Source organism: Pseudoroseicyclus sp. H15, from assembly GCF_054353345.1.
The window spans coordinates 163,641-183,760 of record NZ_JBTHJE010000001.1 but is presented as its reverse complement, the minus strand read 5'-3'; the positions used below and the strand labels follow the sequence as shown (position 1 = coordinate 183,760).

At 67.1% G+C, this 20,120-nt stretch carries 18 protein-coding genes; 9 read left to right on the top strand and 9 right to left on the bottom strand.

The window, feature by feature from the left end; all coding sequences use genetic code 11:
* Positions 1-91: 91 nt before the first annotated feature.
* Positions 92-919 carry a 2,3,4,5-tetrahydropyridine-2,6-dicarboxylate N-succinyltransferase gene (gene dapD, locus ACXN5S_RS00875; protein ID WP_458603503.1) on the top strand — a complete coding sequence of 276 codons (828 nt, stop codon included), beginning with the start codon at positions 92-94 and terminating at the stop codon, positions 917-919.
* A complete protein-coding gene (locus ACXN5S_RS00870) occupies positions 919-1,698 on the top strand; it encodes a class I SAM-dependent methyltransferase (RefSeq protein WP_458603502.1) in 780 nt (259 codons plus the stop codon). Before dapD ends, ACXN5S_RS00870 begins: the two co-directional genes overlap by 1 nt.
* Positions 1,699-1,988: 290 nt before the next feature.
* On the opposite strand, the gene malG is transcribed toward ACXN5S_RS00870, so the two are convergent.
* The 4 genes from malG to ACXN5S_RS00850 are packed head-to-tail and all read right to left on the bottom strand — an operon-like array spanning position 1,989 to position 7,431.
* On the bottom strand, positions 1,989-2,879 hold the full coding sequence (gene malG, locus ACXN5S_RS00865) for a maltose ABC transporter permease MalG (protein WP_458603501.1): 891 nt from the start codon (positions 2,877-2,879) through the stop codon (positions 1,989-1,991).
* 48 nt (positions 2,880-2,927) lie between these two features.
* Positions 2,928-4,535 carry a maltose ABC transporter permease MalF gene (malF, locus tag ACXN5S_RS00860; RefSeq protein ID WP_458603500.1) on the bottom strand — a complete coding sequence of 536 codons (1,608 nt, stop codon included), beginning with the start codon at positions 4,533-4,535 and terminating at the stop codon, positions 2,928-2,930.
* Between the two features lie 58 nt (positions 4,536-4,593).
* Entirely contained in the window at positions 4,594-5,766 is a 1,173-nt protein-coding gene (gene malE, locus ACXN5S_RS00855) for a maltose/maltodextrin ABC transporter substrate-binding protein MalE (protein WP_458603499.1), read from the bottom strand.
* A gap of 33 nt (positions 5,767-5,799) precedes the next feature.
* Positions 5,800-7,431, bottom strand: a complete 1,632-nt coding sequence (locus ACXN5S_RS00850) for an alpha-glucosidase (protein WP_458603498.1) — start codon at positions 7,429-7,431, stop codon at positions 5,800-5,802.
* 217 nt (positions 7,432-7,648) lie between these two features.
* On the opposite strand from ACXN5S_RS00850, the gene ACXN5S_RS00845 reads away from it, so the two are divergent.
* Positions 7,649-8,725 (top strand): ABC transporter ATP-binding protein, encoded by a 1,077-nt coding sequence (locus tag ACXN5S_RS00845; protein ID WP_458603497.1) that lies wholly within the window; start codon positions 7,649-7,651, stop codon positions 8,723-8,725.
* On the opposite strand, the gene ubiG is transcribed toward ACXN5S_RS00845, so the two are convergent.
* Positions 8,722-9,489 carry a bifunctional 2-polyprenyl-6-hydroxyphenol methylase/3-demethylubiquinol 3-O-methyltransferase UbiG gene (gene ubiG / locus ACXN5S_RS00840; protein WP_458603496.1) on the bottom strand — a complete coding sequence of 256 codons (768 nt, stop codon included), beginning with the start codon at positions 9,487-9,489 and terminating at the stop codon, positions 8,722-8,724. The two genes, ACXN5S_RS00845 and ubiG, sit on opposite strands and share 4 nt — an antisense overlap.
* A gap of 53 nt (positions 9,490-9,542) precedes the next feature.
* On the opposite strand from ubiG, the gene pip reads away from it, so the two are divergent.
* From pip to infB, 6 genes are all read left to right on the top strand, one after another.
* On the top strand, positions 9,543-10,514 hold the full coding sequence (pip, locus tag ACXN5S_RS00835) for a prolyl aminopeptidase (protein WP_458603495.1): 972 nt from the start codon (positions 9,543-9,545) through the stop codon (positions 10,512-10,514).
* A 36-nt stretch (positions 10,515-10,550) separates the two neighbouring features.
* On the top strand, positions 10,551-11,342 hold the full coding sequence (locus ACXN5S_RS00830; RefSeq protein WP_458603494.1) for an ABC transporter substrate-binding protein: 792 nt from the start codon (positions 10,551-10,553) through the stop codon (positions 11,340-11,342).
* A 191-nt stretch (positions 11,343-11,533) separates the two neighbouring features.
* Complete coding sequence (rimP, locus tag ACXN5S_RS00825; protein WP_458603493.1) at positions 11,534-12,142, top strand: ribosome maturation factor RimP; 609 nt, start codon at positions 11,534-11,536, stop codon at positions 12,140-12,142.
* Between the two features lie 6 nt (positions 12,143-12,148).
* Positions 12,149-13,774 carry a transcription termination factor NusA gene (gene nusA / locus ACXN5S_RS00820; RefSeq protein ID WP_458603492.1) on the top strand — a complete coding sequence of 542 codons (1,626 nt, stop codon included), beginning with the start codon at positions 12,149-12,151 and terminating at the stop codon, positions 13,772-13,774.
* 7 nt (positions 13,775-13,781) lie between these two features.
* Positions 13,782-14,408, top strand: a complete 627-nt coding sequence (locus tag ACXN5S_RS00815) for an RNA-binding protein (RefSeq protein WP_458603491.1) — start codon at positions 13,782-13,784, stop codon at positions 14,406-14,408.
* On the top strand, positions 14,408-16,927 hold the full coding sequence (gene infB, locus ACXN5S_RS00810; protein WP_458603490.1) for a translation initiation factor IF-2: 2,520 nt from the start codon (positions 14,408-14,410) through the stop codon (positions 16,925-16,927). Before ACXN5S_RS00815 ends, infB begins: the two co-directional genes overlap by 1 nt.
* Positions 16,928-17,081: 154 nt before the next feature.
* On the opposite strand, the gene ACXN5S_RS00805 is transcribed toward infB, so the two are convergent.
* From ACXN5S_RS00805 to ACXN5S_RS00790, 4 genes are all read right to left on the bottom strand, one after another.
* Positions 17,082-17,231, bottom strand: coding sequence for a hypothetical protein (locus ACXN5S_RS00805; protein WP_458603489.1), 150 nt, complete (start codon positions 17,229-17,231; stop codon positions 17,082-17,084).
* 110 nt (positions 17,232-17,341) lie between these two features.
* Entirely contained in the window at positions 17,342-17,743 is a 402-nt protein-coding gene (gene mutT / locus ACXN5S_RS00800) for an 8-oxo-dGTP diphosphatase MutT (RefSeq protein ID WP_458603488.1), read from the bottom strand.
* Positions 17,744-17,822: 79 nt separating this feature from the next.
* Positions 17,823-19,043: a bifunctional glutamate N-acetyltransferase/amino-acid acetyltransferase ArgJ gene (gene argJ / locus ACXN5S_RS00795; protein WP_458603487.1), complete on the bottom strand. Its 1,221-nt coding sequence runs from the start codon at positions 19,041-19,043 to the stop codon at positions 17,823-17,825.
* Positions 19,043-19,972 (bottom strand): peptidylprolyl isomerase, encoded by a 930-nt coding sequence (locus tag ACXN5S_RS00790; RefSeq protein ID WP_458603486.1) that lies wholly within the window; start codon positions 19,970-19,972, stop codon positions 19,043-19,045. Before ACXN5S_RS00790 ends, argJ begins: the two co-directional genes overlap by 1 nt.
* Between the last annotated feature and the right edge of the window lie 148 nt (positions 19,973-20,120).

The window sequence follows — 20,120 nt, the reverse complement described above, 5'->3', positions numbered from 1 at the left end:
GCCGGTTACCTTGGCTGGCGGGGTGTTAAGATTGCGCCGATGTCCGGCATCGGGCAAAAGCTCGGGCGAGCCTTTAAAAGAAGAGACGCCCATGCCCTATTCGCAGCTGGAAGCCGCCATCGACAGCGCCTGGGAGGCGCGTGCCGACATCACCCCCGCCACCACCGGCGAGACGCGCGAGGCCATCGAAGACACGCTGAACGCCCTCGATTCGGGCAAGCTGCGCGTCGCCGAGCGCGGCGAGGACGGGCAGTGGACGGTGAACCAATGGGCCAAGAAGGCCGTGCTGCTCGGCTTCCGCATCAAGGACATGGAGCCGCAATCGGGCGGCCCGCAGGGCTCTGGCTGGTGGGACAAGGTCGACAGCAAGTTCCTCGGCTGGGGCGAGAACCAGTGGAAGGCCGCCGGCTTCCGCGCCGTGCCCAACGCGGTGGTGCGCAAGAGCGCCTTCATCGCCCCCGGCGTGGTGCTGATGCCGAGCTTCGTGAACCTTGGCGCCTATGTCGATGAAGGCACCATGGTCGATACCTGGGCCACCGTCGGCTCCTGCGCACAGATCGGCAAGGGCGTGCACCTGTCTGGCGGCGTCGGCATCGGCGGCGTGCTGGAGCCGATGCAGGCCGGCCCCACGATCATCGAGGACAATTGCTTCATCGGCGCCCGCTCGGAAGTTGTCGAGGGCGTCATCGTGCGCGAGGGCTCGGTGCTGGGGATGGGCGTGTTCCTTGGCCAGTCGACCAAGATCGTCGACCGGGAGACGGGCAATGTCAGCTACGGCGAGATCCCGCCCTACTCGGTGGTCGTCGCTGGCAACCTGCCCTCGAAGAACGGCGTCAGCCTCTATTGCGCGGTGATCGTGAAGCGCGTCGACGAGCGCACCCGCAGCAAGACCGGCATCAACGAGCTCCTGCGCGACTGATGGCCAGCCCGGAGGAAGCGCAGTACGCCACCCCCGCCAACCTGACCGCGCGGGGCAACCTGCATGGGTGGTACGGGAACCGGGATTGGTTCAGCTTCGTCCATGAAAGGGCCGGGCTGGCGGATGGCGAGGCGGTGCTCGATCTGGGCTGCGGCGCCGGCTGGATGTGGGAGCGCGACGGGCTGCCGGAGGTAGACCTGACGCTCGCCGACCGCTCGCCCGCCATGGTCGAAGCGGCGATGGGCCGGGCGAGGATGGCTGAAAAGCGCGGCGAGGTGGTGGACGCCGCCGCGCTCGGCTTCGCGGCCGGAAGCTTCGATGCCATCCTGACGCTGCACATGGCCTATCATCTCGAGCGCCCCGCCGAGGCGCTGGGCCAGATGGCGCCGCTTCTGAAGAAGGGCGGGAGGCTGGTGCTGTCGGTCAACACCACCGGCAATCTCGGGCCGCTTTGGGAGATCGCGTCGGAGAGCCTTGGCATCGCGCCGGTGGACCCATCGGTGATCCTCTTTTCCGATATCGCGGCGGAAGCGGCGCTGAGCGCGAGCTTCGGGATGGTGGAGAGGCACGACTTCACCGACCTCTACAAGGTGGACGACCCCGAGCCGGTCATCGCCTACCTCGCCTCCCTGCCGCCTGCGAAGGAGGCGGGGGAAGAGGGGCTGCCCGTGATCCGGGAGGCCGTGGAGGCGGCGCTGGCGCGCGGAGTGCTGGAGCTGCCTCGGCGGAGCGCGCTGTTTGTGGCGCGGGAGCCGCGGGGGACGGCAGGGCCGGGCTGACGCCCGGCCTTCGGGTGGTCGCCCCCCCGATTGGTGTGGGACGCCTCACCCTCTGCTGGCTGCCATTCCAACCTCACCGCTCCATACCCCCGCGCGGAATCAAGACCTTCAGGCCGCCGCGCGAGCGCCGGCCCGTGCCCGCGGGCTGGCGCTCAGGTGAAGGCAGCGCATAGCTCACAGCGAGGAGGGGCTTTGCAGGAATAAAGCGCGGTAGCGGCGAGGTCGGGGCGCCACCCCACGGGCCGGCGTGAGAGGTGGTCGCCAGTGGCGGGCCGGGCGCGGGGCGGGGGTCACCCCTTCACAGACCCCTCCGCCAGCCCGCTCACCAGATACCTTTGCGCCACCAGGAACACGGCGGTGATCGGCACGCCCGACAGGATCGCCGCCGCCGCGAAATCTCCCCACAGGTAGCGCATCTCGTTGAGGTAGAGCCGGCTTCCCACCGCCAGTGTCATCTTGTCTTGCGACCGCAGCAGCACGCTCGCTACGGGATAGTCGTTGATCGCCCCGATGAAGACGAGCACGAAGACCACACTCATCATCGGCACCGCCAGCGGCAGGAAGATGTGGCGGAAGGTCTGCCAGGGGCTTGCCCCGTCGATCGCCGCGGCCTTGTCGAGCGCCGGGTCGATGCCGTCGAAATAGCCCTTCAGCGTCCAGATGTGCATCACCACGCCCGACCAGTAGACCAGCACCACCGAGAGATGGCTGTCGATGCCGAGCGCCGGGCTGACCTCGCTCATCGAATCGAAGATGGCGTAGATGGCCACCAGCGCCAGCGTGGTGGGGAACATCTGCACGATGAACAGGCTGTCGAGCAGCCCGCCCCGCCCGCGAAAGCGCACGCGGGAGAAGGCATAGGCCGAGATGGTGGAGATGATCAGCACCCCGGCGCCGGCCAGCAGGCCGAGCTTCACCGAGTTCCACAGCCAGATCAGCACCGGGTAGGGCGGCTCGACCACCGTGCCGTCTGCCCGCGTGAAGGGGATGCCGAGAGCCAGCGACCAATGCTCCCATGTCGGGTTGCGGGGCAGCAGGGTGCCGACGGCGAAATTCCCCTCGCGGAACGAGATCGACAGGATCACGAGGAAGGGGAAGATGACGAGGCAGAGGAAGATCAGCAGAAAGCCGTGCGCGGCGATCTTCTTCAGCCGCAGGTCGCGCTTGCGTTCGACAATCATGGGCCCACCTCCGGTGTGACAATCATCGGCCCCCCTCCGGTGTCACGATCATGCCTGCTTCCTCCCCGCCCGCCGCATGGCGACGAAATTGGCATAGCTCAGCCCCGCCACCAGCACGAAGATCAGCAGCGTGATTGCCCCCGCGAGCCCGAATTGCTGCAGGCTGTCGGAGAAGGCGATGCGGTAGGTGAAGCTGGCGAGGATGTCGGTCTGCCCCGCAGGTACCAAGGTGCCGGGCATGTCCGGCAGGCCCCGGGTCAGCAGCAGGATCACCACGAGGTTGTTGAAGTTGAAGGCGAAGCTGGCGATCAGCAGCGGCAGGAAAGGCGGCAGAATCTGCGGCAGCGTGATGGTGAAGAATACCCGCAGGGCGCTGGCGCCTTCCAGCGCTGCCGCCTTCTTGTGATCCTCCGGCACGGCCTGAAGGAAGCCCATGGAGAGCAGCATCGTGTAGGGATAGCCGAGCCAGATGTTGACAATGAGGATCATGATCCTCGCCAGCATCGGGTCGGAAAACCAGTCTGGTCGCACGCCGAAGAGGGCACCGAGGATCAGGTTTATCTCGCCAAAATTCTGGTTGAACAGCCCCCGGAAGACGAGGATCGAGATGAAGGCCGGCACCGCGTAGGGCAGGATCAGCAGGATCCGGTAGAGCGGTTTGAAGCCCAGATGCGGCCATTGCAGCACCACGGCCAGCGCCAGCCCCAGCGCGAAGGTGCCAAGCACAGAGCCGGCGGCGAAGATCACCGTCCACAGGAAGACGGCGAAGATGGGCTGGCGGATGCCGCGCGATTCCCAGATGCGCTCGAAATTCCCCAGCCCGATCGGCACGCGCCAGCCGGGGGCGACGGTGTTGCCCGCCTCGTCGACATAGAAGCCCTGTGACTGGTCGGGCACCAGCCGGGCGCCATCTTCGGTGCGCACCAGCACGCCATCCTCCCCCAGCCGGTAGGTTGGGGTGACCGAGGCGAAGGTGCGCAGGCCGGCATTGACCAGCACCACGCCGTCGGGCGTCGTCAGGCTCAGCGTCTGCAACCCTCCACGCAGGGCGATGGCGTCGCGGCGCTCCAGTAACTCGGCGGGTTCGGCTGCCGGCGAAAGCGTGGCCTCTTCCTCGACATCGCCATTCAGCGGGACGGGCTCGGAGAGCAGGCCGGCCTCGGGCAGCCAGATGCGGTAGGCGTCGCCCTCGGGGGCGACGGCGAAGGGTTGCTCGGTGTCCGGGTCGGCGGAGCCCCGGGCGAGCAGGTAGTCCTGCGCGCGTTCGAAGGTGAGCAGGTTGAGCGAGGAGTAGTTCGTGAAGCCAATCCAGATCGTGTAGGCCATTGGAAAGGCCACGAAGACCAGCACCGCCGCCACGCCCGGAAAGATGAACCGGGCGGCGTAGAAGCGCCGCAGCGAGAAGATCACCGCCACCCCCGCCGCCAGGGCGAGGAACAGCACGCCCAGCAGCACCAGCCCTTCGAGGTACAGCCGGAAGGCCCCGTAGCAGAGCGCCAGCGTGACAAGCGCCGTCAGCGCCAGCCGTAGCGCACGCGCCGCCGGTCGCTCGTCGCCGCCCGTATCGCGGCGCCCGCCCCGTGGGCCGGGGTCGGTGCCCGCGCCGGGCTCTTCGCCCGCGGCGGGGCGGCGCAAGGGATCGGAGGCGTAAGTCATGGGCGGGCCATGCTGTTGGCTCCCCGCGCGGCCCTGTCAGCCGCGCGGGGACACCCGCTCATTCGCCGAGGATGCGCGCGGCGGCGTCGTCGAGCGCCTCCTGCGCCGTCTGGGCACCGGTGGTGATGTTGGTCATCGCCGGGGCCATCGCACTCCAGAATGCGCCCATCTCGGGGTTCGAGGGCATAGGCACGCCGATGGCCGCCACCTCCAGCATGCCGGAGACCATGTCGTCGTTCATCGCCTCGGCCGCGCTCTCGTCGGCCAGGGCGCCGAGCGCGCCATTGGCGTTCCACACGGCCAGGCCCTCATCGGTAAGCAGGTAGTTCTCGATCAGCTCCACTGCGAGATCGACATTGGGCGAGGCGGCGTTGATCGCCAGCGCCTGCACGCCCAGGAAGGGCGGCGAGGGCTCGCCATTCACGGTGGGGATGGGCGCAACGCCGAAATCGATGCCAGAGGCTTCCAGCCCGCCCCAGGCCCAGGGGCCGTTCAGCACCATGGCGACTTCGCCGTTGTTCATGGCGCCGTCCATCATGCCGTAGTCCACGCCCTCGGGCATCACGCCCTCGTCGATGAAATCGGCCACAACCTGCGCGCCTTCGACGGCGCCCTCGGTGTTCACGCCGGTGGTCGTGCCGTCGTACACGCCGTCGACCTTCTGGAAGGCATAGCCGCCGTTCGCCATCATCAACGGCATGGTGAAGTAGATGTTGTTGTAATCCCACAGGATCGGGGTGACGCCCTCGGGCATCTCCATCCCCGGGATCTCTTCGAAGCTGGCGGGCGGGGCGTCGACCAGATCCTTGTTGTAGATCAGGTGCACGGCCTCGACGAAGACGGGGTAGCCCCAAAGCTCGTCGCCGATCTGCAGCGCATCGAGCGCCGTGGGCAGCACGCCGTCTGTCCAGGCCTGGCTGGCGGGCAGCGGCTCAAGCAGGCCGCCCGCGGCCCATTCGCCGAAGCGGTCATGCGCCCAGAGCACGATATCCGGCCCGTCGCCGGTGGCCGCGGCTTGCTGGAACTTCGTCGGCAGGTCCGGGTCTACCACCTCCACGGTGACGGGCACGCCCAGATCATCGGTGAAGGCCGCCACGGCCTCGCGCAGGGCGCCCTCGTCACGGTTGGCGCCCACCCAGATCAGCAGCTCGCCCTCGCTGAGCGCGAAGGCGGGCATGGCTGTGGTGGCAAGAAGCGCCGCGGCGCAAAGCGCCGTCACTTTGTTGGTCATTGTCATCCTCCCTGTGGGGAGGACGGCCAAGGCTTACGCCGGGGCGCTGGCCTCCCGTAGCGTCAATGTTAGCGCTCCCTGCGATTCGAGGAAGACAAATCCGCGCGCCGGCAGCTCCAGCGACGTACCGTCCATATCGAAAAGGCCGGGGCCCACGGGCGTGCCGCTGCCGATCACCTCAAGCGATTGCGGCTCGGGCGAGAGGTTGAACACGCCGGTCACGTTGGCATCGCCCCAGACGCGGCGGATGCCGAGCACCGGTTCGGGCAGATCGATGAAATCCGCCTCGCCTAGGCGCAGCTCGTCACGCTCCTTGCGGAAGGCGAGCGCGGCGCGGTAGGCGGCCAGGACGCTGTCATCGTCACCCTCCTGCCGGTCGACGGCGCGGGCGGCCTGCTCGGGCTTCACCGGCAGCCAGGGCTTGGCGCCCGAGAAGCCGCCATGTTCGGCCTGCGCGCTCCACACCATGGGGCTGCGGCAGCCGTCGCGGCCCTTGTACTCGGGCCAGAACTCGATGTTCGCGGTGTCCTGCAGTTCTTCGAAGAGGATCTCGGTATCCGTCTGGCCGAGCTCTTCGCCCTGGTAGATGCCGAGCGTGCCGGGGAAGGAGGTGAGGAGGGCGATGGCCTGCTTGGCGACCGGCTCCGTCGGCTCTCCCTCTTGCGTCCAGCGGGAGACATGGCGCGAGACGTCGTGGTTGGAGAAGCTCCAGCAGGGCCAGCCTTCCGGCGCCTTGGCGAAGAAGCGGCTGATGCGGCTGGAGAAGTGCTCCGCCGTCTGGTCGGGGCCGAGGAACTCGAAGGAATAGGCCATGTGCAGGCGGTCATCGCCGGTGGTGTACTCGGCCATGATGTCGATCTGCCGGCCCATCTCGCCGACCTCGCCGACCATCATGCGGGCGTCGTACTTGTCTGTCAGCGCGCGCAGGCGGCCGAGGATGGCGATGTTCTCCGGCTGGGTCTTGGAATAGAGCTGGTCCTGCGCCTCGTAGGGGTTCACCGGGAATTTTTTCCAGTCCGACGGCGGGTTATCCCGCAGCTGGGCGTCGTGGACGTAGAAGTTCACCGTGTCGAGGCGGAAGCCGTCGACACCCTTCTTCAGCCAGAACTCCATCGTCTCGAGCAGGGCATCCACCGTCTCCTCGTTGTGGAAGTTGAGGTCGGGCTGCTCTTTCAGGAAATTGTGCAGGTAATATTGCTTGCGGCGCGGGTCGAACTCCCACGCCGAGCCGCCGAAGATCGACAGCCAGTTGTTCGGCGGGCTGCCGTCGCGCTGCGGGTCGGCCCAGACGTACCAGTCGGCTTTGGGATTGTCGCGGCTGGAGCGGCTCTCCTCGAACCACGGATGCTCGATCGAGGAATGCGAGAGCACCTGGTCGATGATGACCTTGAGGCCGAGCTCATGGGCGCGGGCGACCATGGCGTCGAAATCCTCCATCGTGCCGTAGAGGGGGGAGACGCCGGTGTAGTCGGAGACGTCATAGCCCATGTCGGCATCGGGGGAGGTGAAGAAGGGCGAGAGCCAGATGGCATCGACCCCGAGGGAGGCGACGTGATCGAGCCGCGAGGTGATGCCCGGCAGGTCGCCGATGCCGTCGCCGTTGCTGTCTTGATAAGAGCGCGGGTAGATCTGGTAGATCACCGCGTCACGCCACCATTCACGCATGTCTCGTCCCTCGGGCCTGGGCGCCCTTATGCAAAGGTTCACCTGAAAATACCTGTCACCGGCCGGGGCCGGGTATTCGGGCACCTTTACCGCGCCAGAATCGAGCCTCAACCCCCCGGATATGCATGACCGGCTTACCGCGACGTCATTGCCAGATGCTTGCCGCCGGATTAGCCTTTTCCCCGGAGCGCCGGCACCGGCCGGCGGGGAGGATCATATGGCGCTGGATGCGAAAGCCGGCACCGCCACGGCGCTGAAGGCCGAGGGCCTTGTCAAGAGCTACGGGGGCCTCAAGGTCCTCCATGATATCGACATCGAGATCGGTTCTGGCGAGTTCCTTGTGCTGGTCGGGCCGTCGGGCTGCGGCAAGTCCACCCTGCTCAACTGCATCGCCGGGCTGGAGGAGATTTCCGGCGGCCAGCTCTGGATCGACGGGCGCGACGTGACCGGCGAGCCGCCGAAGGACCGCGACATCGCGATGGTCTTCCAGAGCTACGCGCTCTACCCGACCATGACCGTCGCCCAAAACATCGGTTTCGGGCTGAAGATCCGCCGGGTGCCGAAGGCCGACGCCGAGGCGAAGATTCGCGAGGTCGCGGGCCTGCTGCAGATCGACCATCTGCTCGACCGTCTGCCGGCCCAGCTTTCCGGCGGGCAGCGCCAGCGGGTGGCGATGGGCCGGGCGCTGGTGCGAGAACCGGCGCTATTCCTCTTCGACGAGCCGCTGTCGAACCTCGATGCCAAGCTGCGGGTGGAGATGCGGGCCGAGATCAAGCGCATTCATGAGGCGACCGACGCGACCATTGTCTATGTCACCCACGACCAGATCGAGGCGATGACGATGGCGACCCGCATCGTGGTGCTGAAGGGCGGCCATGTGCAGCAGATCGGCACGCCGGAAGAGATCTACGACCGGCCCGCCAACACCTTCGTGGCCGATTTCATGGGCGCCCCGCCGATGAACCTGGTGCCCGCCCGCGTGGTCCCCGGCGGCCTGGCGCTGGGCGACGCGCATCTGGCGATGGAGCTGCCTGTCAGCACGCCGGAAGAGGTGATCCTGGGGATCAGGCCGGAGCATCTGTCGCTCGCCAGCGGCGAGGGCGACCTGCGGCTGACGGCAAAGATGATCGAGAACACCGGGGCCGAGGCCTATGTGACCTTCGATCTCGGCGAGGGCCGCCTGATCGCCCGCCTGCCGGGCCGGATGCGCGAGACACCGGGGCAGGAGATCGCCCTCGATGTCGCGCGCGGCGGGCTCTGCCTGTTCGACAAGGAGACGGGCGCGCGGCTTTAGGCCGGCGCCCGCGCCGCGGTGACGTAGTTTACCGAAAGGTCGCGGCCCGACAGGCGCCATTGCCAGCTGAGCGGGTTGAAGACCATGCCCGTGCGGTCCACCGGCTCCATCCCGGCGCCGCGGAGCAGATCGTAGAGCTCGTCGGGCGTGATGAACTTACGCCAGTCATGTGTGCCCTTGGGCAGCCAGCGCATCACATGCTCGGCGCCCACGATCCCCATCATGAAGCTCTTGGGGTTGCGGTTGAGCGTGGAGCAGATGTGCAGGCCGCCGGGCTTGAGCAGCGCGCGGCAGGCGGCGAGATAGCTCGCCGGGTCAGGCACATGCTCGACCACCTCCATGTTGAGCACCACGTCGAATGTCTCGCCGGCCGCCGCCAGCTCTTCCGCCGTGCTCACCCGGTAGTCGATGTCCAGCCCGGATTCGCGAGAATGCACCTCCGCTACGGGAATGTTGCGCGGGGCAGGGTCGACGCCCACCACCTCGGCGCCAAGGCGCGCCATGGGTTCGCAAAGCAGCCCGCCGCCGCAGCCGATATCGACAAGGCGCAGGCCCGCGAAGGGGCGCTCGCCGCCGAGATCACGGTCGAATTCCGCCGCGATCTGGGTGGTGATGTAGTCGAGCCGCACCGGGTTGAGCATGTGCAGCGGCTTGAACTTCCCCTCCGGGTCCCACCATTCTGCGGCCATGGCCTCGAATTTCGCGATCTCGCCCGGGTCGGTGACCGAGGCGAGGGCGGCGGGGGCAGGGGTGTCGTCTGGCATTTCATCTCCTTCGCCCGTGGTGCGGCGGCTCGGGGCATTATATAGGCTGTAGCATGGACAGGACAGCGGTTCACAGGCGCGGCTGCGCGCATCTCTACCCTCCGGCCGAGCCGTTCGACACGCGCATGCTAGATGTCGGCGACGGCCACCAGATCTATGTCGAGCAATGCGGCAACCCCGACGGGCTGCCGGTCGTCGTGTTTCATGGCGGGCCGGGCGGCGGCTGCTCGCCGGCCATGCGCCGCTATTTCGATCCGCGGAAGTACCGGATCGTCCTGTTCGATCAGCGCGGCTGCGGCCGCTCGCGCCCCCATGCCAGCGTCGAGGCGAACACGACCTGGCATCTGGTGGCGGATATCGAGCTGATCCGCGAGACGTTTGGCATCGACGCCTGGATGGTCTTCGGTGGCTCGTGGGGCGCGGCGCTCGGCCTGATCTATGCGCAGGCCCATCCCGATCGGGTGCGCGCGCTGGTGTTGCGCGGTGTGTTCGTGATGAGCCAGCGCGAGCTTGACTGGTTCTATGGCGGCGGCGCCGGGCAGTTCTGGCCCGAACTCTGGGCCCGATTTCAGGGCGCTATCCCCGAAGAGGAGCGCGGCGATCTCATCGAGGCCTATGCCCGCCGCCTGTTCTCCGGCAACGCGGCGCAGGAGCTGCGCTACGCCCGTGCGTGGGCAGAGTGGGAGAATGCGCTGGCCTCGATCGACAACGACGGGCCGGGCGGCGAGAGCCCGGCGGATTATGCCCGCGCCTTCGCCCGGCTGGAGAATCACTACTTTCGCAACAAGGGCTTCCTCAGTGACGAGCAGCAGGTGCTGGACCGGATGGAGCGCATTGCCCACATTCCCGGCGTCATCGTGCAGGGCCGATACGACATGATCTGCCCTCCGCATTCGGCCTTCGCGGTCGCCTCGCGCTGGCCGAACGCCCGGCTGGTGATGGTGCCCCGCGCCGGGCACGCACTGTCGGAGCCGGGGATCAGCGCGGAGCTGATCCGCGCGACAGACCGGCTCGCGGAAGGCTGACTTGCTCCCTGCCGCGCTTGCGATAGGGTGTGGCCCATGAGCCAGAGGACATTCACCAGACGAGGCCTGCTGCGCACCGGCGCTGCCGCGGGGCTGCTCGTGGCGACGGGCACCGCGCTGGCAGCGCAATCGCGCGGCGGCGTGCTGCGCATGGCGCTACCCGGTGAGGCGCTGGAGCTGGTCGCGCGCAGGGCCGCCTTCGACTGCCTGACGGAAATCGCCTCGGGCGGCGAGCTGACGGGCGAGCTGGCCGAAAGCTGGGAGCCGTCGGAGGGCGCGCAGGTCTGGACGATCGCGCTCCGCCGCGGCGTGCGGTTCGAGGACGAGACGCCCTTCACCGCTGCCGATGTGCTGCGCAGTTTCGAGGCGAGCGCCGTGCTGGCCCCGGCGCTGGAGAGCATGCGCGCCCTTGGCCCGCACCGGCTGGAGCTGCGGCTGACGGCGCCCGACCCGAACCTGCCCTTCCTGCTGGCCGATCCCGACCTCGCCATCGTGAGCGCGACGGGCGGCGGCACCGGGCTGTATCGCTACGGCGAGAGCGCACCGGACGGCCCGGTCGTGCTGGTCCGCGTGCCCACGCATTACAAGGACGGCCGCGCCGGCTGGTTCGACCGGGTCGAGCTGACCATGGCCGAGGCCGACGAGGAGCGCGCGGCGCTGTTGGAGGCCGGCGCCGTGGATGCCGCTTGCCGGACGGCGGAAGAGGGCCTGTCCATCGCCATCGCCACCCCCGCTGCGATTGGCCGCGGGCTGGCCCGGCCGGCTGCGTCCGACGGCACGCTCGAAGGGGAGAGCGGGCGGATCGCGGAGCGGTGGTGGTACGCCTGAGCGCCTAGCCGCCACTCGTCGCGCCCTTGCAGGCGCGCCTCGTCTCTCACCGCTCTTGCCAAGCAGGCCCCGCCCGCCTATATGCCTCTCAACAGCGGCGCGCTGGTCTCCACCCCCGGCGCCCACCGAACCTTCCGACGGGCCGCTGGCCCGTTTTTTTGTGTCTGGAGCACCCCGAAGGAGCCCCGAACATGTCTGATCTCGTCGCCAAGGCCGCCATCGACCAGCGCGTTGCCTCCATTGTCCGCCCCGTGGTGGAAGATATGGGATTCGAACTGGTGCGTGTCCGCCTGCTCGGTGGCAAGAACCAGACCCTGCAGATCATGGCGCAGCGCCCCGATGGCACCATCGAGGTTGAGGATTGCGCCACGATCTCGACCGCCGTCTCCGCGGTGCTCGATGTCGAAGACCCGATTCTCGATGCCTATTCGCTGGAGGTCTCCTCCCCCGGCATCGACCGGCCGCTGACCCGGCTGAAGGATTTCGACCAGTGGCAAGGCTATGTCGCCAAGCTCGAAACCAACGAGCTGATCGACGGCCGCAAGAAATTCCGCGGCACGCTGGCCGGCACCGAGGGTTCCGAGGTGCTGATCGAGATCGACGAGGGCACCATCGGCCTGCAATTCGACTGGCTCGCCGATGCCAAGCTCGTTCTGACGGACGAGCTGATCCGCGAAGTGCTCAAGGGCCGCAAGGATGGGGGTCTCATCAACGAGGCCCAGTTCGACGAGGTCGAGACCATTCTCGACAGTGACGATGACGCCGACGGGGACAAGCCCCGGGCGCAGAACCAGGAGTAAGCCTCAATGGCCATCACATCCGCCAACCAGCTGGAGCTTCTGCAGACGGCCGAGGCCGTCGCGCGCGAGAAGATGATCGACCCCGGCCTCGTCGTCGAGGCGATGGAGGAGAGCCTCGCCCGGGCCGCGAAAAGCCGCTACGGCGCCGAGATGGACATCCGCGTCGCCATCGACCGGAAGACCGGCCGCGCCACCTTCACCCGCGTGCGCACCGTGGTGGAGGACGAGGAGCTCGAGAATTACCAGGCCGAGATGACGGTCGAGCAGGCCAAGCAATTCCTGGCCGATCCCAAGGTGGGCGACACCTATACCGAGGAAGTGCCCCCGGTGGAGCTGGGCCGCATCGCCGCGCAGAGCGCCAAGCAGGTCATCCTGCAGAAGGTGCGCGAGGCCGAGCGTGACCGTCAGTACGAAGAGTTCAAGGACCGCGCCGGCACGATCATCAACGCCGCCGTTAAGCGCGAGGAATACGGCAACCTGATCGTCGATGTCGGCGCCGGGGAAGCCATCCTGCGCCGCAACGACAAGATCGGCCGCGAAAGCTACCGCCCGGGCGACCGCATCCGCTGCTACATCAAGGATGTGCGCCGCGAAGTGCGCGGCCCGCAGATCTTCCTCAGCCGCACGGCGCCGGAATTCATGGCCGCTCTCTTCAAGATGGAAGTGCCGGAAATCTACGAGGGCATCATCGAGATCAAGGCCGTCGCCCGTGACCCGGGCAGCCGCGCCAAGATCGCCGTCATCTCCTACGACAACAGCATCGACCCGGTCGGTGCCTGCGTGGGTATGCGCGGCTCCCGCGTGCAGGCCGTCGTGAACGAGCTGCAGGGCGAGAAGATCGACATCATCCCGTGGAACGAGGACGTGCCGACCTTCCTCGTCAACGCGCTGCAGCCCGCCGAGGTGAGCAAGGTCGTGTTCGACGAGGATGCCGAGCGCATCGAGGTCGTCGTGCCGGAAGAGCAGCTCAGCCTCGCCATCGGTCGCCGCGGCCAGAACGTGCGCCTCGCCAGCCAGCTCACCAACCTCGACATCGATATCATGACCGAGGAAGAAGAGAGCAAGCGCCGCCAGGCCGAGTTCGAATCGCGCACCAAGCTGTTCATGGACACGCTCGATCTCGACGAGTTCTTCGCGCAGCTGCTCGTGGCCGAGGGCTTCACCAACCTCGAAGAGGTCGCCTATGTCGATCTCGACGAGCTTCTGGTGATCGACGGTGTCGATGACGATACAGCCGCCGAGCTGCAGGCCCGTGCCCGCGACCATCTGGAAGCGCTGAACAAGGCCGCGCTCGACCGTGCCCGCGAGCTGGGCGCCGAAGACAGCCTGATCACCTTCCCCGGCCTGACACCGGTGATGATCGAAGCGCTGGCGAAGGACGGCGTGAAGACGCTGGAAGACTTCGCCACCTGCGCCGACTGGGAGCTTGCCGGCGGCTGGACGACCGTTGGCGGCGAGCGCGTGAAGGACGACGGCATCCTGGAGCCCTTCGAGATGAGCCTCGAAGAAGCGCAGGATCTGGTCATGACCGCCCGCGTGGCGCTCGGCTGGGTCGACCCCGAAGAGCTGGCCCGTGCCGAGGCCGAGGCGGCCGAGGGCGAGCCTGCGGCCGAAACGGAAGAAGAGGCGTAACCACAGCATGAGCCGCGGCGGGCGAGACAAGGACAGGGACGAGCCCGAGCGGCGCTGTATCGTCACCGGTGAGACGGGGCCGGCATCCGGCCTCGTCCGCTTCGGCATCTCGCCCGATGGCGTGGTGGTGCCCGATGTGCTCGGGCGCCTGCCCGGGCGGGGCATGTGGGTGACCGCTGACCGCACCATCCTGGAGAAGGCCAAGGCCGGGCAATTCGCCCGCTCGGCCAAGCAACAGGTGCAGATTCCCGACGGATTGGTCGATGAAGTCGAGAGGCAGCTTGCACGCCGCGTCATTGACCTTATATCACTCGCTCGAAAGGCAGGCCTCGCGGTTTGCGGATTCGAGAAGGTGAAGACCGCCCTGGAGAAAGGCGGGACGCGCGTTCTCCTGCAGGCCTCCGACGGGTCGGAGCGCGGAAAAACCAAGCTCTGGACTCCAACGGGAGCCCGATATTTCGGTTGTTTGACCTCATCTGAATTGGGTTTGGCTTTCGGCCGTCAATCTGTGATACATGGCGCGCTCGCATCTGGCGCCCTGAGTGACCGTGTTGTAGAGGAAGCCGCGAAACTCCGCGGCATGCGAGAGATCTCGGGGGCGCCGATCGCCGCCGGAAAGGACAAAGAAGTTTGATGAGCGATACCGACGGCAAAAAGCCTCTTGGGCTGCGTGGTTCTGGTTCCCGGCCGGGAAATGTGAAGCAAAGCTTCAGCCATGGCCGCACCAAGAACGTCGTTGTGGAAACCAAGCGCAAGCGCGTCGTGGTTCCCAAGCCGGGGGCCGCTAACGTTCCGCAAAGCAGCGCCGCCGTCAGCGGCGACCCGAAGCGGCGCCCGCAAGGCATTTCCGAGGTCGAGCTGGAGCGCCGCATGAAGGCGCTCGCGATGGCCCGTGCCCGCGAATCCGAAGAAGCCGAGAGGCGCGCTGCCGAGGAGAAGGAGCGCGCCGAAGAGCGTGAGCGTCGCCGCGCCGAGGCCGAGGCCAAGGAGCGCGAAGAGCGCGAGCGCGAAGAAGCGCTGAAGGCCCGGGCCGAGGAAGAGGCGCGCGCCAAGCGCGAAGCCGAAGAGGCCAAGAAGCCCAAGCGTGCCGCCGAGCCCGCCGCCAACAGCGCGTCGCCCGCCGATGCTCAGGCCGCGGCCCAGCAGGCCGAGGACCGCCGCGGCGCCGGTGGCGCCCGCAAGCCCGACCGTGACACCCGCGATGCCCGTGGCGACAAGAACGCCGGCCGCCCGAAACCGGGCCGCGCCGACGACAATCGCCGCACCGGCAGGCTCACGCTGAACCAGGCGCTGGGCGAAGGCGATGGCCGCCAGCGCAGCCTCGCCGCCATGAAGCGCAAGCAAGAGCGTGCCCGCCAGAAGGCGATGGGCGGCTCTGGCGAGCGCGAGAAGGTGACGCGCACCGTTCAGGTGCCGGAAGCCATCATGGTGGGCGAGCTGGCCAACCGGATGTCGGAACGCGTGGCCGATGTGGTCAAGGCGCTGATGAACAACGGCCTGATGGTCACCCAGAATCAGACGATCGACGCGGATACCGCCGAGCTCGTGGTCGAGGAATTCGGCCACAAGGTGCAGCGCGTGTCGGATGCCGACGTCGAGCAGGTCATCGATTCGGTCGAGGACAAGCCGGAAGACCTCGTCTCCCGCGCCCCTGTCATCACGATCATGGGCCACGTCGACCACGGCAAGACCTCGCTGCTCGACGCGATCCGCAAGGCCAATGTCACCGCGGGCGAAGCCGGCGGGATCACCCAGCACATCGGCGCCTACCAGGTGAAGGCGCCGAACGGCGACCTGCTGACCTTCCTCGACACGCCCGGCCACGCCGCCTTCACCTCCATGCGGGCCCGTGGCGCGCAGGTGACGGATATCGTGGTACTGGTGGTGGCGGCGGACGACGCCGTGATGCCGCAGACGATCGAGGCGATCAATCACGCGAAAGCGGCCAAGGTGCCGATGATCGTGGCGATCAACAAGATCGACAAATACGAGGCCAATGCCGAGAAGGTCCGCACGGATCTGCTCATGCACGAGGTCGTCGTCGAGAAGATGTCTGGCGATGTGCAGGATGTCGAAGTCTCCGCCGTTTCCGGCAAGGGCCTCGACGAGCTGCTGGAAGCCATCGCGCTGCAGGCCGAAGTGCTTGAGCTGAAGGCCAACCCGAAGCGCAGTGCCTCTGGCGCCGTGATCGAAGCGCAGCTCGACGTGGGCCGTGGCCCGGTCGCGACCGTGCTCATCCAGAACGGCACGCTGAAAACCGGTGACATCTTCGTCGTCGGTGAGAAGTGGGGCAAGGTTCGTGCGCTGATCAACGATCAGGGCGAACGCGTGAAGGAAGCCGGCCCGTCGGTTCCCGTCGAGGTGCTTGGCCTCAACGGCACGCCCGAGGCGGGCGACGTGCTCAACGTCGTCGAGACCGAGGCGCAGGCCCGCGAGATCGCTGAATACCGCGAGAACGTCTCGAAGGAGAAGCGCGCTGCCGTTGGCGCCGCGACGACCCTCGAGCAGCTCATGCAGAAGGCGAAGGACGACAAGAACGTCGCCGAGCTTCCGATCCTCGTGAAGGCCGATGTGCAGGGCTCTGCCGAAGCGATCGTGCAGGCGCTCGAGAAGATCGGCAACGAAGAGGTGCGGGTGCGCGTCGTGCATTCGGGCGTCGGCGCCATCACCGAAAGCGACATCGGCCTCGCCGAAGCCTCCGGCATTCCGGTGATCGGCTTCAACGTGCGCGCCAATGCACCGGCCCGGAACGCGGCCAACCAGAAGGGCGTGGAGATCCGCTACTACTCGGTGATCTACGACCTGGTCGACGATGTGACTGCGGCGGCCTCTGGCCTGCTGAAAGACGAGGTGCGCGAGCACTTCATCGGCTACGCGACGATCAAGGAGGTCTTCAACGTCTCCAACGTCGGCAAGGTCGCTGGCTGTCTCGTCACCGAAGGGGTGGCCCGCCGCTCGGCCGGTGTGCGCCTGCTGCGCGACGACGTGGTGATCCACGAAGGCACGCTGAAGACGCTCAAGCGCTTCAAGGATGAAGTGCCCGAGGTGATCTCTGGCCAGGAGTGCGGCATGGCGTTCGAGCGGTACGAAGATATCCGCGCCGGTGACGTCATCGAGATCTTCGAGCGCGAGACGGTCGAACGCTCGCTCTGATCGGAGCGAACCAGACAGCAAAAGGGCGGCCCTCGGGGCCGCCCTTTTTGCTTGATGCTGTCGTGTGTGCTGGCGTTGCGAGGCCCGGAAACCAAGAGCCCGGAAACGCAAAAGGGCGCTGCAGTGCAGCGCCCTCTCGCAATGGGATCAGCGCTTAGTGCGCCGTGAGTTCTGCCTTGGCAGCGACGGGACGGCCTTCGTAGAGACGGTCATCCACGCGAACTACCATCTTGCCATCGGCAAGTTGCTTCACCAGCAGTCCCTGAACGGACACGCAGCTCCCAAGAGTAATTGTCTTCAGCATTTTCTCTCTCCCGCCCCAAACCCAAGTTAACGGTATGCCTACTTAGCCACGTTTTCGACAAAATTGCGATACTTTTTTGACACTTGTGAAAACTTCAGCAGCTGCTGCTTTTACAGCCAGTCCCGAAGGAGGGGGATGAGCGGGATATCTGCCGGTGGCATGGGATATTTGCTCAGGTCCTTCGCAGATGCCCATTTCAGCACCTGGCCTTCGCGTGGTTGGGGCGTGCCCTCCCACCGGCGGCACGCAAAGAGTGGCATCAAAAGATGAAAATCTGGATAAGAGTGCGAGGCGAAGGTCAGGGGCGCGAGGCACGAATCCCAGGTCTCGATCCCCAGTTCTTCGTGCAATTCGCGAATCAGCGCGGCCTCGGGTGTCTCGCCTGGCTCGACCTTGCCGCCGGGAAATTCCCAAAGCCCGGCCATGCTTTTGCCCTCGGGTCGCTGGGCCAGCAGCACCCGGCCATCGACATCGATCAGTGCGACGGCCGAGACGAGGACGACCTTGGTCATCGGGCGGCCACGAATTCCGCGCGGAATTCGGAACGGAAATCGCGCGATTTCCGGCACCCGGTTCCGCCGCAGTGCAGCATCACGAGCGGTAGTCCGCGTTGATCTCGATGTAGCGCTTCGTCAGGTCGCAGGTCCACATGGTGGCTGTACCGCTGCCGAGGCCAAGGTCCGCGCCGATCACCAGCTCCTGGCGCTTCATGTACTCGGCGCCCAGCTCCTCGCGGTACTCCGGCGAGACCCAGCCCTTCTCGGCCACCATGATGTCGCCGAAGCTCACCGACAGCTTGTCGCGATCCGCAGCCGCGCCAGACTTGCCGACGGCCATCACGATGCGGCCCCAGTTCGGGTCCTCGCCGGCGACCGCCGTCTTCACGAGCGGCGAGTTGGCGATGGCGAGCGCCACCTTGCGGGCGTCGTCGTCATTCTCGGCGCCGGTGACGCGAACCTCGACGAACTTCGTGGCCCCCTCGCCGTCCTTCACCACCTGGTGTGCAAGGTCGAGCATAACCGCCTCCAGCGCATCGGCGAAGGCGGCAGAGCCCTCCACGTCCACGCCAGAGGCGCCGGTGGCGGCGCAAAGCAGGGTGTCGGAGGTGGATGTGTCGCTGTCCACCGTAATGCAGTTAAAGGTGCGATCCGTCAGCTGGCCGAGCAGCTCCTGCAGGGCGGGCTGGGCAATCTCCGCATCCGTGAAGATGTAGACCAGCATCGTCGCCATGTCGGGCGCGATCATGCCGGAGCCCTTGGCGATGCCGGCGATCTTCACCTGTTGGTCGCCCACTTCCACCGTGGCGCTGGCGCCCTTGGGGAATGTGTCGGTCGTCATGATGGCGCGGGCGGCCTCGTCCAGCGCGCCCTCGTGCAGCGCCTCGGTCAGCTCACCCAGCTTGGCGCTGATGCGCTCATGGGGAAGCTTTTCGCCGATCACGCCGGTGGAGGCGGTGAAGACACGCCCCGCGTCGATGCCCGTCACCTCGGCCACGGCGGCACAGAGCGCCTGCACGGCTTCGACCCCGGCGCGGCCGGTGAAGGCATTGGAATTGCCCGAATTCACGAGAAAGGCGGCGCGGCCCGAAGCCGCGCCGCCCGTCTTTTCCTGGCAGTCGAGCACGGGGGCCGAGCGGGTGGCGGAGCGTGTGTACACTCCCGCCACCGCCGTGCCCTCGGCCAGCTCGGCCAGCATCACATCCGTCCGCCCCTTGTAGCGCACCCCCGCCGCGCCGGCGGCAAGGCGCACGCCCGCGATGGGCGGCAGGGCCGGAAACGCGGCGGGCGCCAGAGGCGAGACGGGGCCGGCCATTACTCTTCCAGCAGCGACAGGTCGCCGAGGACGGCGGGGTCGTAGGTGCCGGGCTCGGGACGCTCGACTTCGGCGCCTTCGGTCAGCTCGGTGAGGTAGCTGTTGATGGCTTCCTCCTGCAGCTGCGCCTCGATCTCGCCGGCGACCTCGTCATAGGCCGGCGGCTCCTGCTCGCGCGTCTCGTTCAGCTGGATGACATGCCAGCCGAACTGCGACTCGACGGGGCCGGAGACCTCGCCCACGTCCAGCGTCTCGACGGCGGCCTGGAAAGGCTCGACCATCATGCCGGCGCTGAACCAGCCAAGGTTGCCGCCCGCAGCACCTGACCCCGGGTCCTGGCTGAGCTCGGTGGCGAGGGCCGCGAACTCTTCGCCGGCCTCGATGCGCGCGATCACGTCGGCGGCTTCTTCCTGGGTTTCGACCAGGATGTGGCTGGCGTTGTATTCCAGCGCCCCGCCCTCTTCGCTGGCGAAGGCTTCGTCATAGGCGGCGCGCACGGCGTCTTCCGAGACGGCGGTCTCGAGGTATTCCGTCAGCGCTTCGCCGGCCATCAGCGAGCGGCGCTGATTTTCCAGCGCGATGGTCACGCGGGCCGGTTCGTCGCTCATCGTGGCGGCGAGGGCCTGTTGCTGGATCAGCTGGGTGAGCACGCCGTCGAACAGCACGTCGGGCGGCAGCTGCTGGTATTGCTGCGGCAGCTGGCTCTTGGCGATGATCATCTGGCCGAGCGTGATGTCGACGCCGTCGACACTGGCCACCACGGTATCGGCGGAGACATCCATCTCGCTGGCCGTGTCGACCGTCCCGGCATCGGCGCCGTCGGATTCCTCCGTCGCCATGTCTTCCGTCTGGTCGTCCTGCGCGGTGAGCGGGGCCGCAAGGCCGAGGCTCAGCAGGAGGGTCGCGAGTGCGGTTGTCTGCTTCAACATAGAGTGTTCCTTCCCTGGCCGGGTTGGCCCCGGCGTTGACACTTCTCAGGCTGCCCCTTACATCGCCCGATGTTGGGCCGAAGGCAGGAGGAGCCGCGATCGCGGCCCGTTCTATGCCTCCCCCCTTGAGGCGGCAACCAACCTCCTC

Bases quoted from the DNA above. Each gene is read 5' to 3' on its own strand.
- ACXN5S_RS00870 (WP_458603502.1), top strand. From the start codon at position 919: ATGGCCAGCCCGGAGGAAGCGCAGTACGCCACCCCCGCCAACCTGACC.
- ACXN5S_RS00790 (WP_458603486.1), bottom strand. From the start codon at position 19,972: ATGTTGAAGCAGACAACCGCACTCGCGACCCTCCTGCTGAGCCTCGGC.
- ACXN5S_RS00830 (WP_458603494.1), top strand. From the start codon at position 10,551: ATGAGCCAGAGGACATTCACCAGACGAGGCCTGCTGCGCACCGGCGCT.
- ACXN5S_RS00815 (WP_458603491.1), top strand. From the start codon at position 13,782: ATGAGCCGCGGCGGGCGAGACAAGGACAGGGACGAGCCCGAGCGGCGC.
- ubiG (WP_458603496.1), bottom strand. From the start codon at position 9,489: ATGCCAGACGACACCCCTGCCCCCGCCGCCCTCGCCTCGGTCACCGAC.
- infB (WP_458603490.1), top strand. From the start codon at position 14,408: ATGAGCGATACCGACGGCAAAAAGCCTCTTGGGCTGCGTGGTTCTGGT.
- malG (WP_458603501.1), bottom strand. From the start codon at position 2,879: ATGATTGTCGAACGCAAGCGCGACCTGCGGCTGAAGAAGATCGCCGCG.
- pip (WP_458603495.1), top strand. From the start codon at position 9,543: ATGGACAGGACAGCGGTTCACAGGCGCGGCTGCGCGCATCTCTACCCT.
- malE (WP_458603499.1), bottom strand. From the start codon at position 5,766: ATGACCAACAAAGTGACGGCGCTTTGCGCCGCGGCGCTTCTTGCCACC.
- mutT (WP_458603488.1), bottom strand. From the start codon at position 17,743: ATGACCAAGGTCGTCCTCGTCTCGGCCGTCGCACTGATCGATGTCGAT.
- ACXN5S_RS00805 (WP_458603489.1), bottom strand. From the start codon at position 17,231: ATGCTGAAGACAATTACTCTTGGGAGCTGCGTGTCCGTTCAGGGACTG.
- rimP (WP_458603493.1), top strand. From the start codon at position 11,534: ATGTCTGATCTCGTCGCCAAGGCCGCCATCGACCAGCGCGTTGCCTCC.
- malF (WP_458603500.1), bottom strand. From the start codon at position 4,535: ATGACTTACGCCTCCGATCCCTTGCGCCGCCCCGCCGCGGGCGAAGAG.
- ACXN5S_RS00850 (WP_458603498.1), bottom strand. From the start codon at position 7,431: ATGCGTGAATGGTGGCGTGACGCGGTGATCTACCAGATCTACCCGCGC.
- ACXN5S_RS00845 (WP_458603497.1), top strand. From the start codon at position 7,649: ATGGCGCTGGATGCGAAAGCCGGCACCGCCACGGCGCTGAAGGCCGAG.
- dapD (WP_458603503.1), top strand. From the start codon at position 92: ATGCCCTATTCGCAGCTGGAAGCCGCCATCGACAGCGCCTGGGAGGCG.
- argJ (WP_458603487.1), bottom strand. From the start codon at position 19,043: ATGGCCGGCCCCGTCTCGCCTCTGGCGCCCGCCGCGTTTCCGGCCCTG.
- nusA (WP_458603492.1), top strand. From the start codon at position 12,149: ATGGCCATCACATCCGCCAACCAGCTGGAGCTTCTGCAGACGGCCGAG.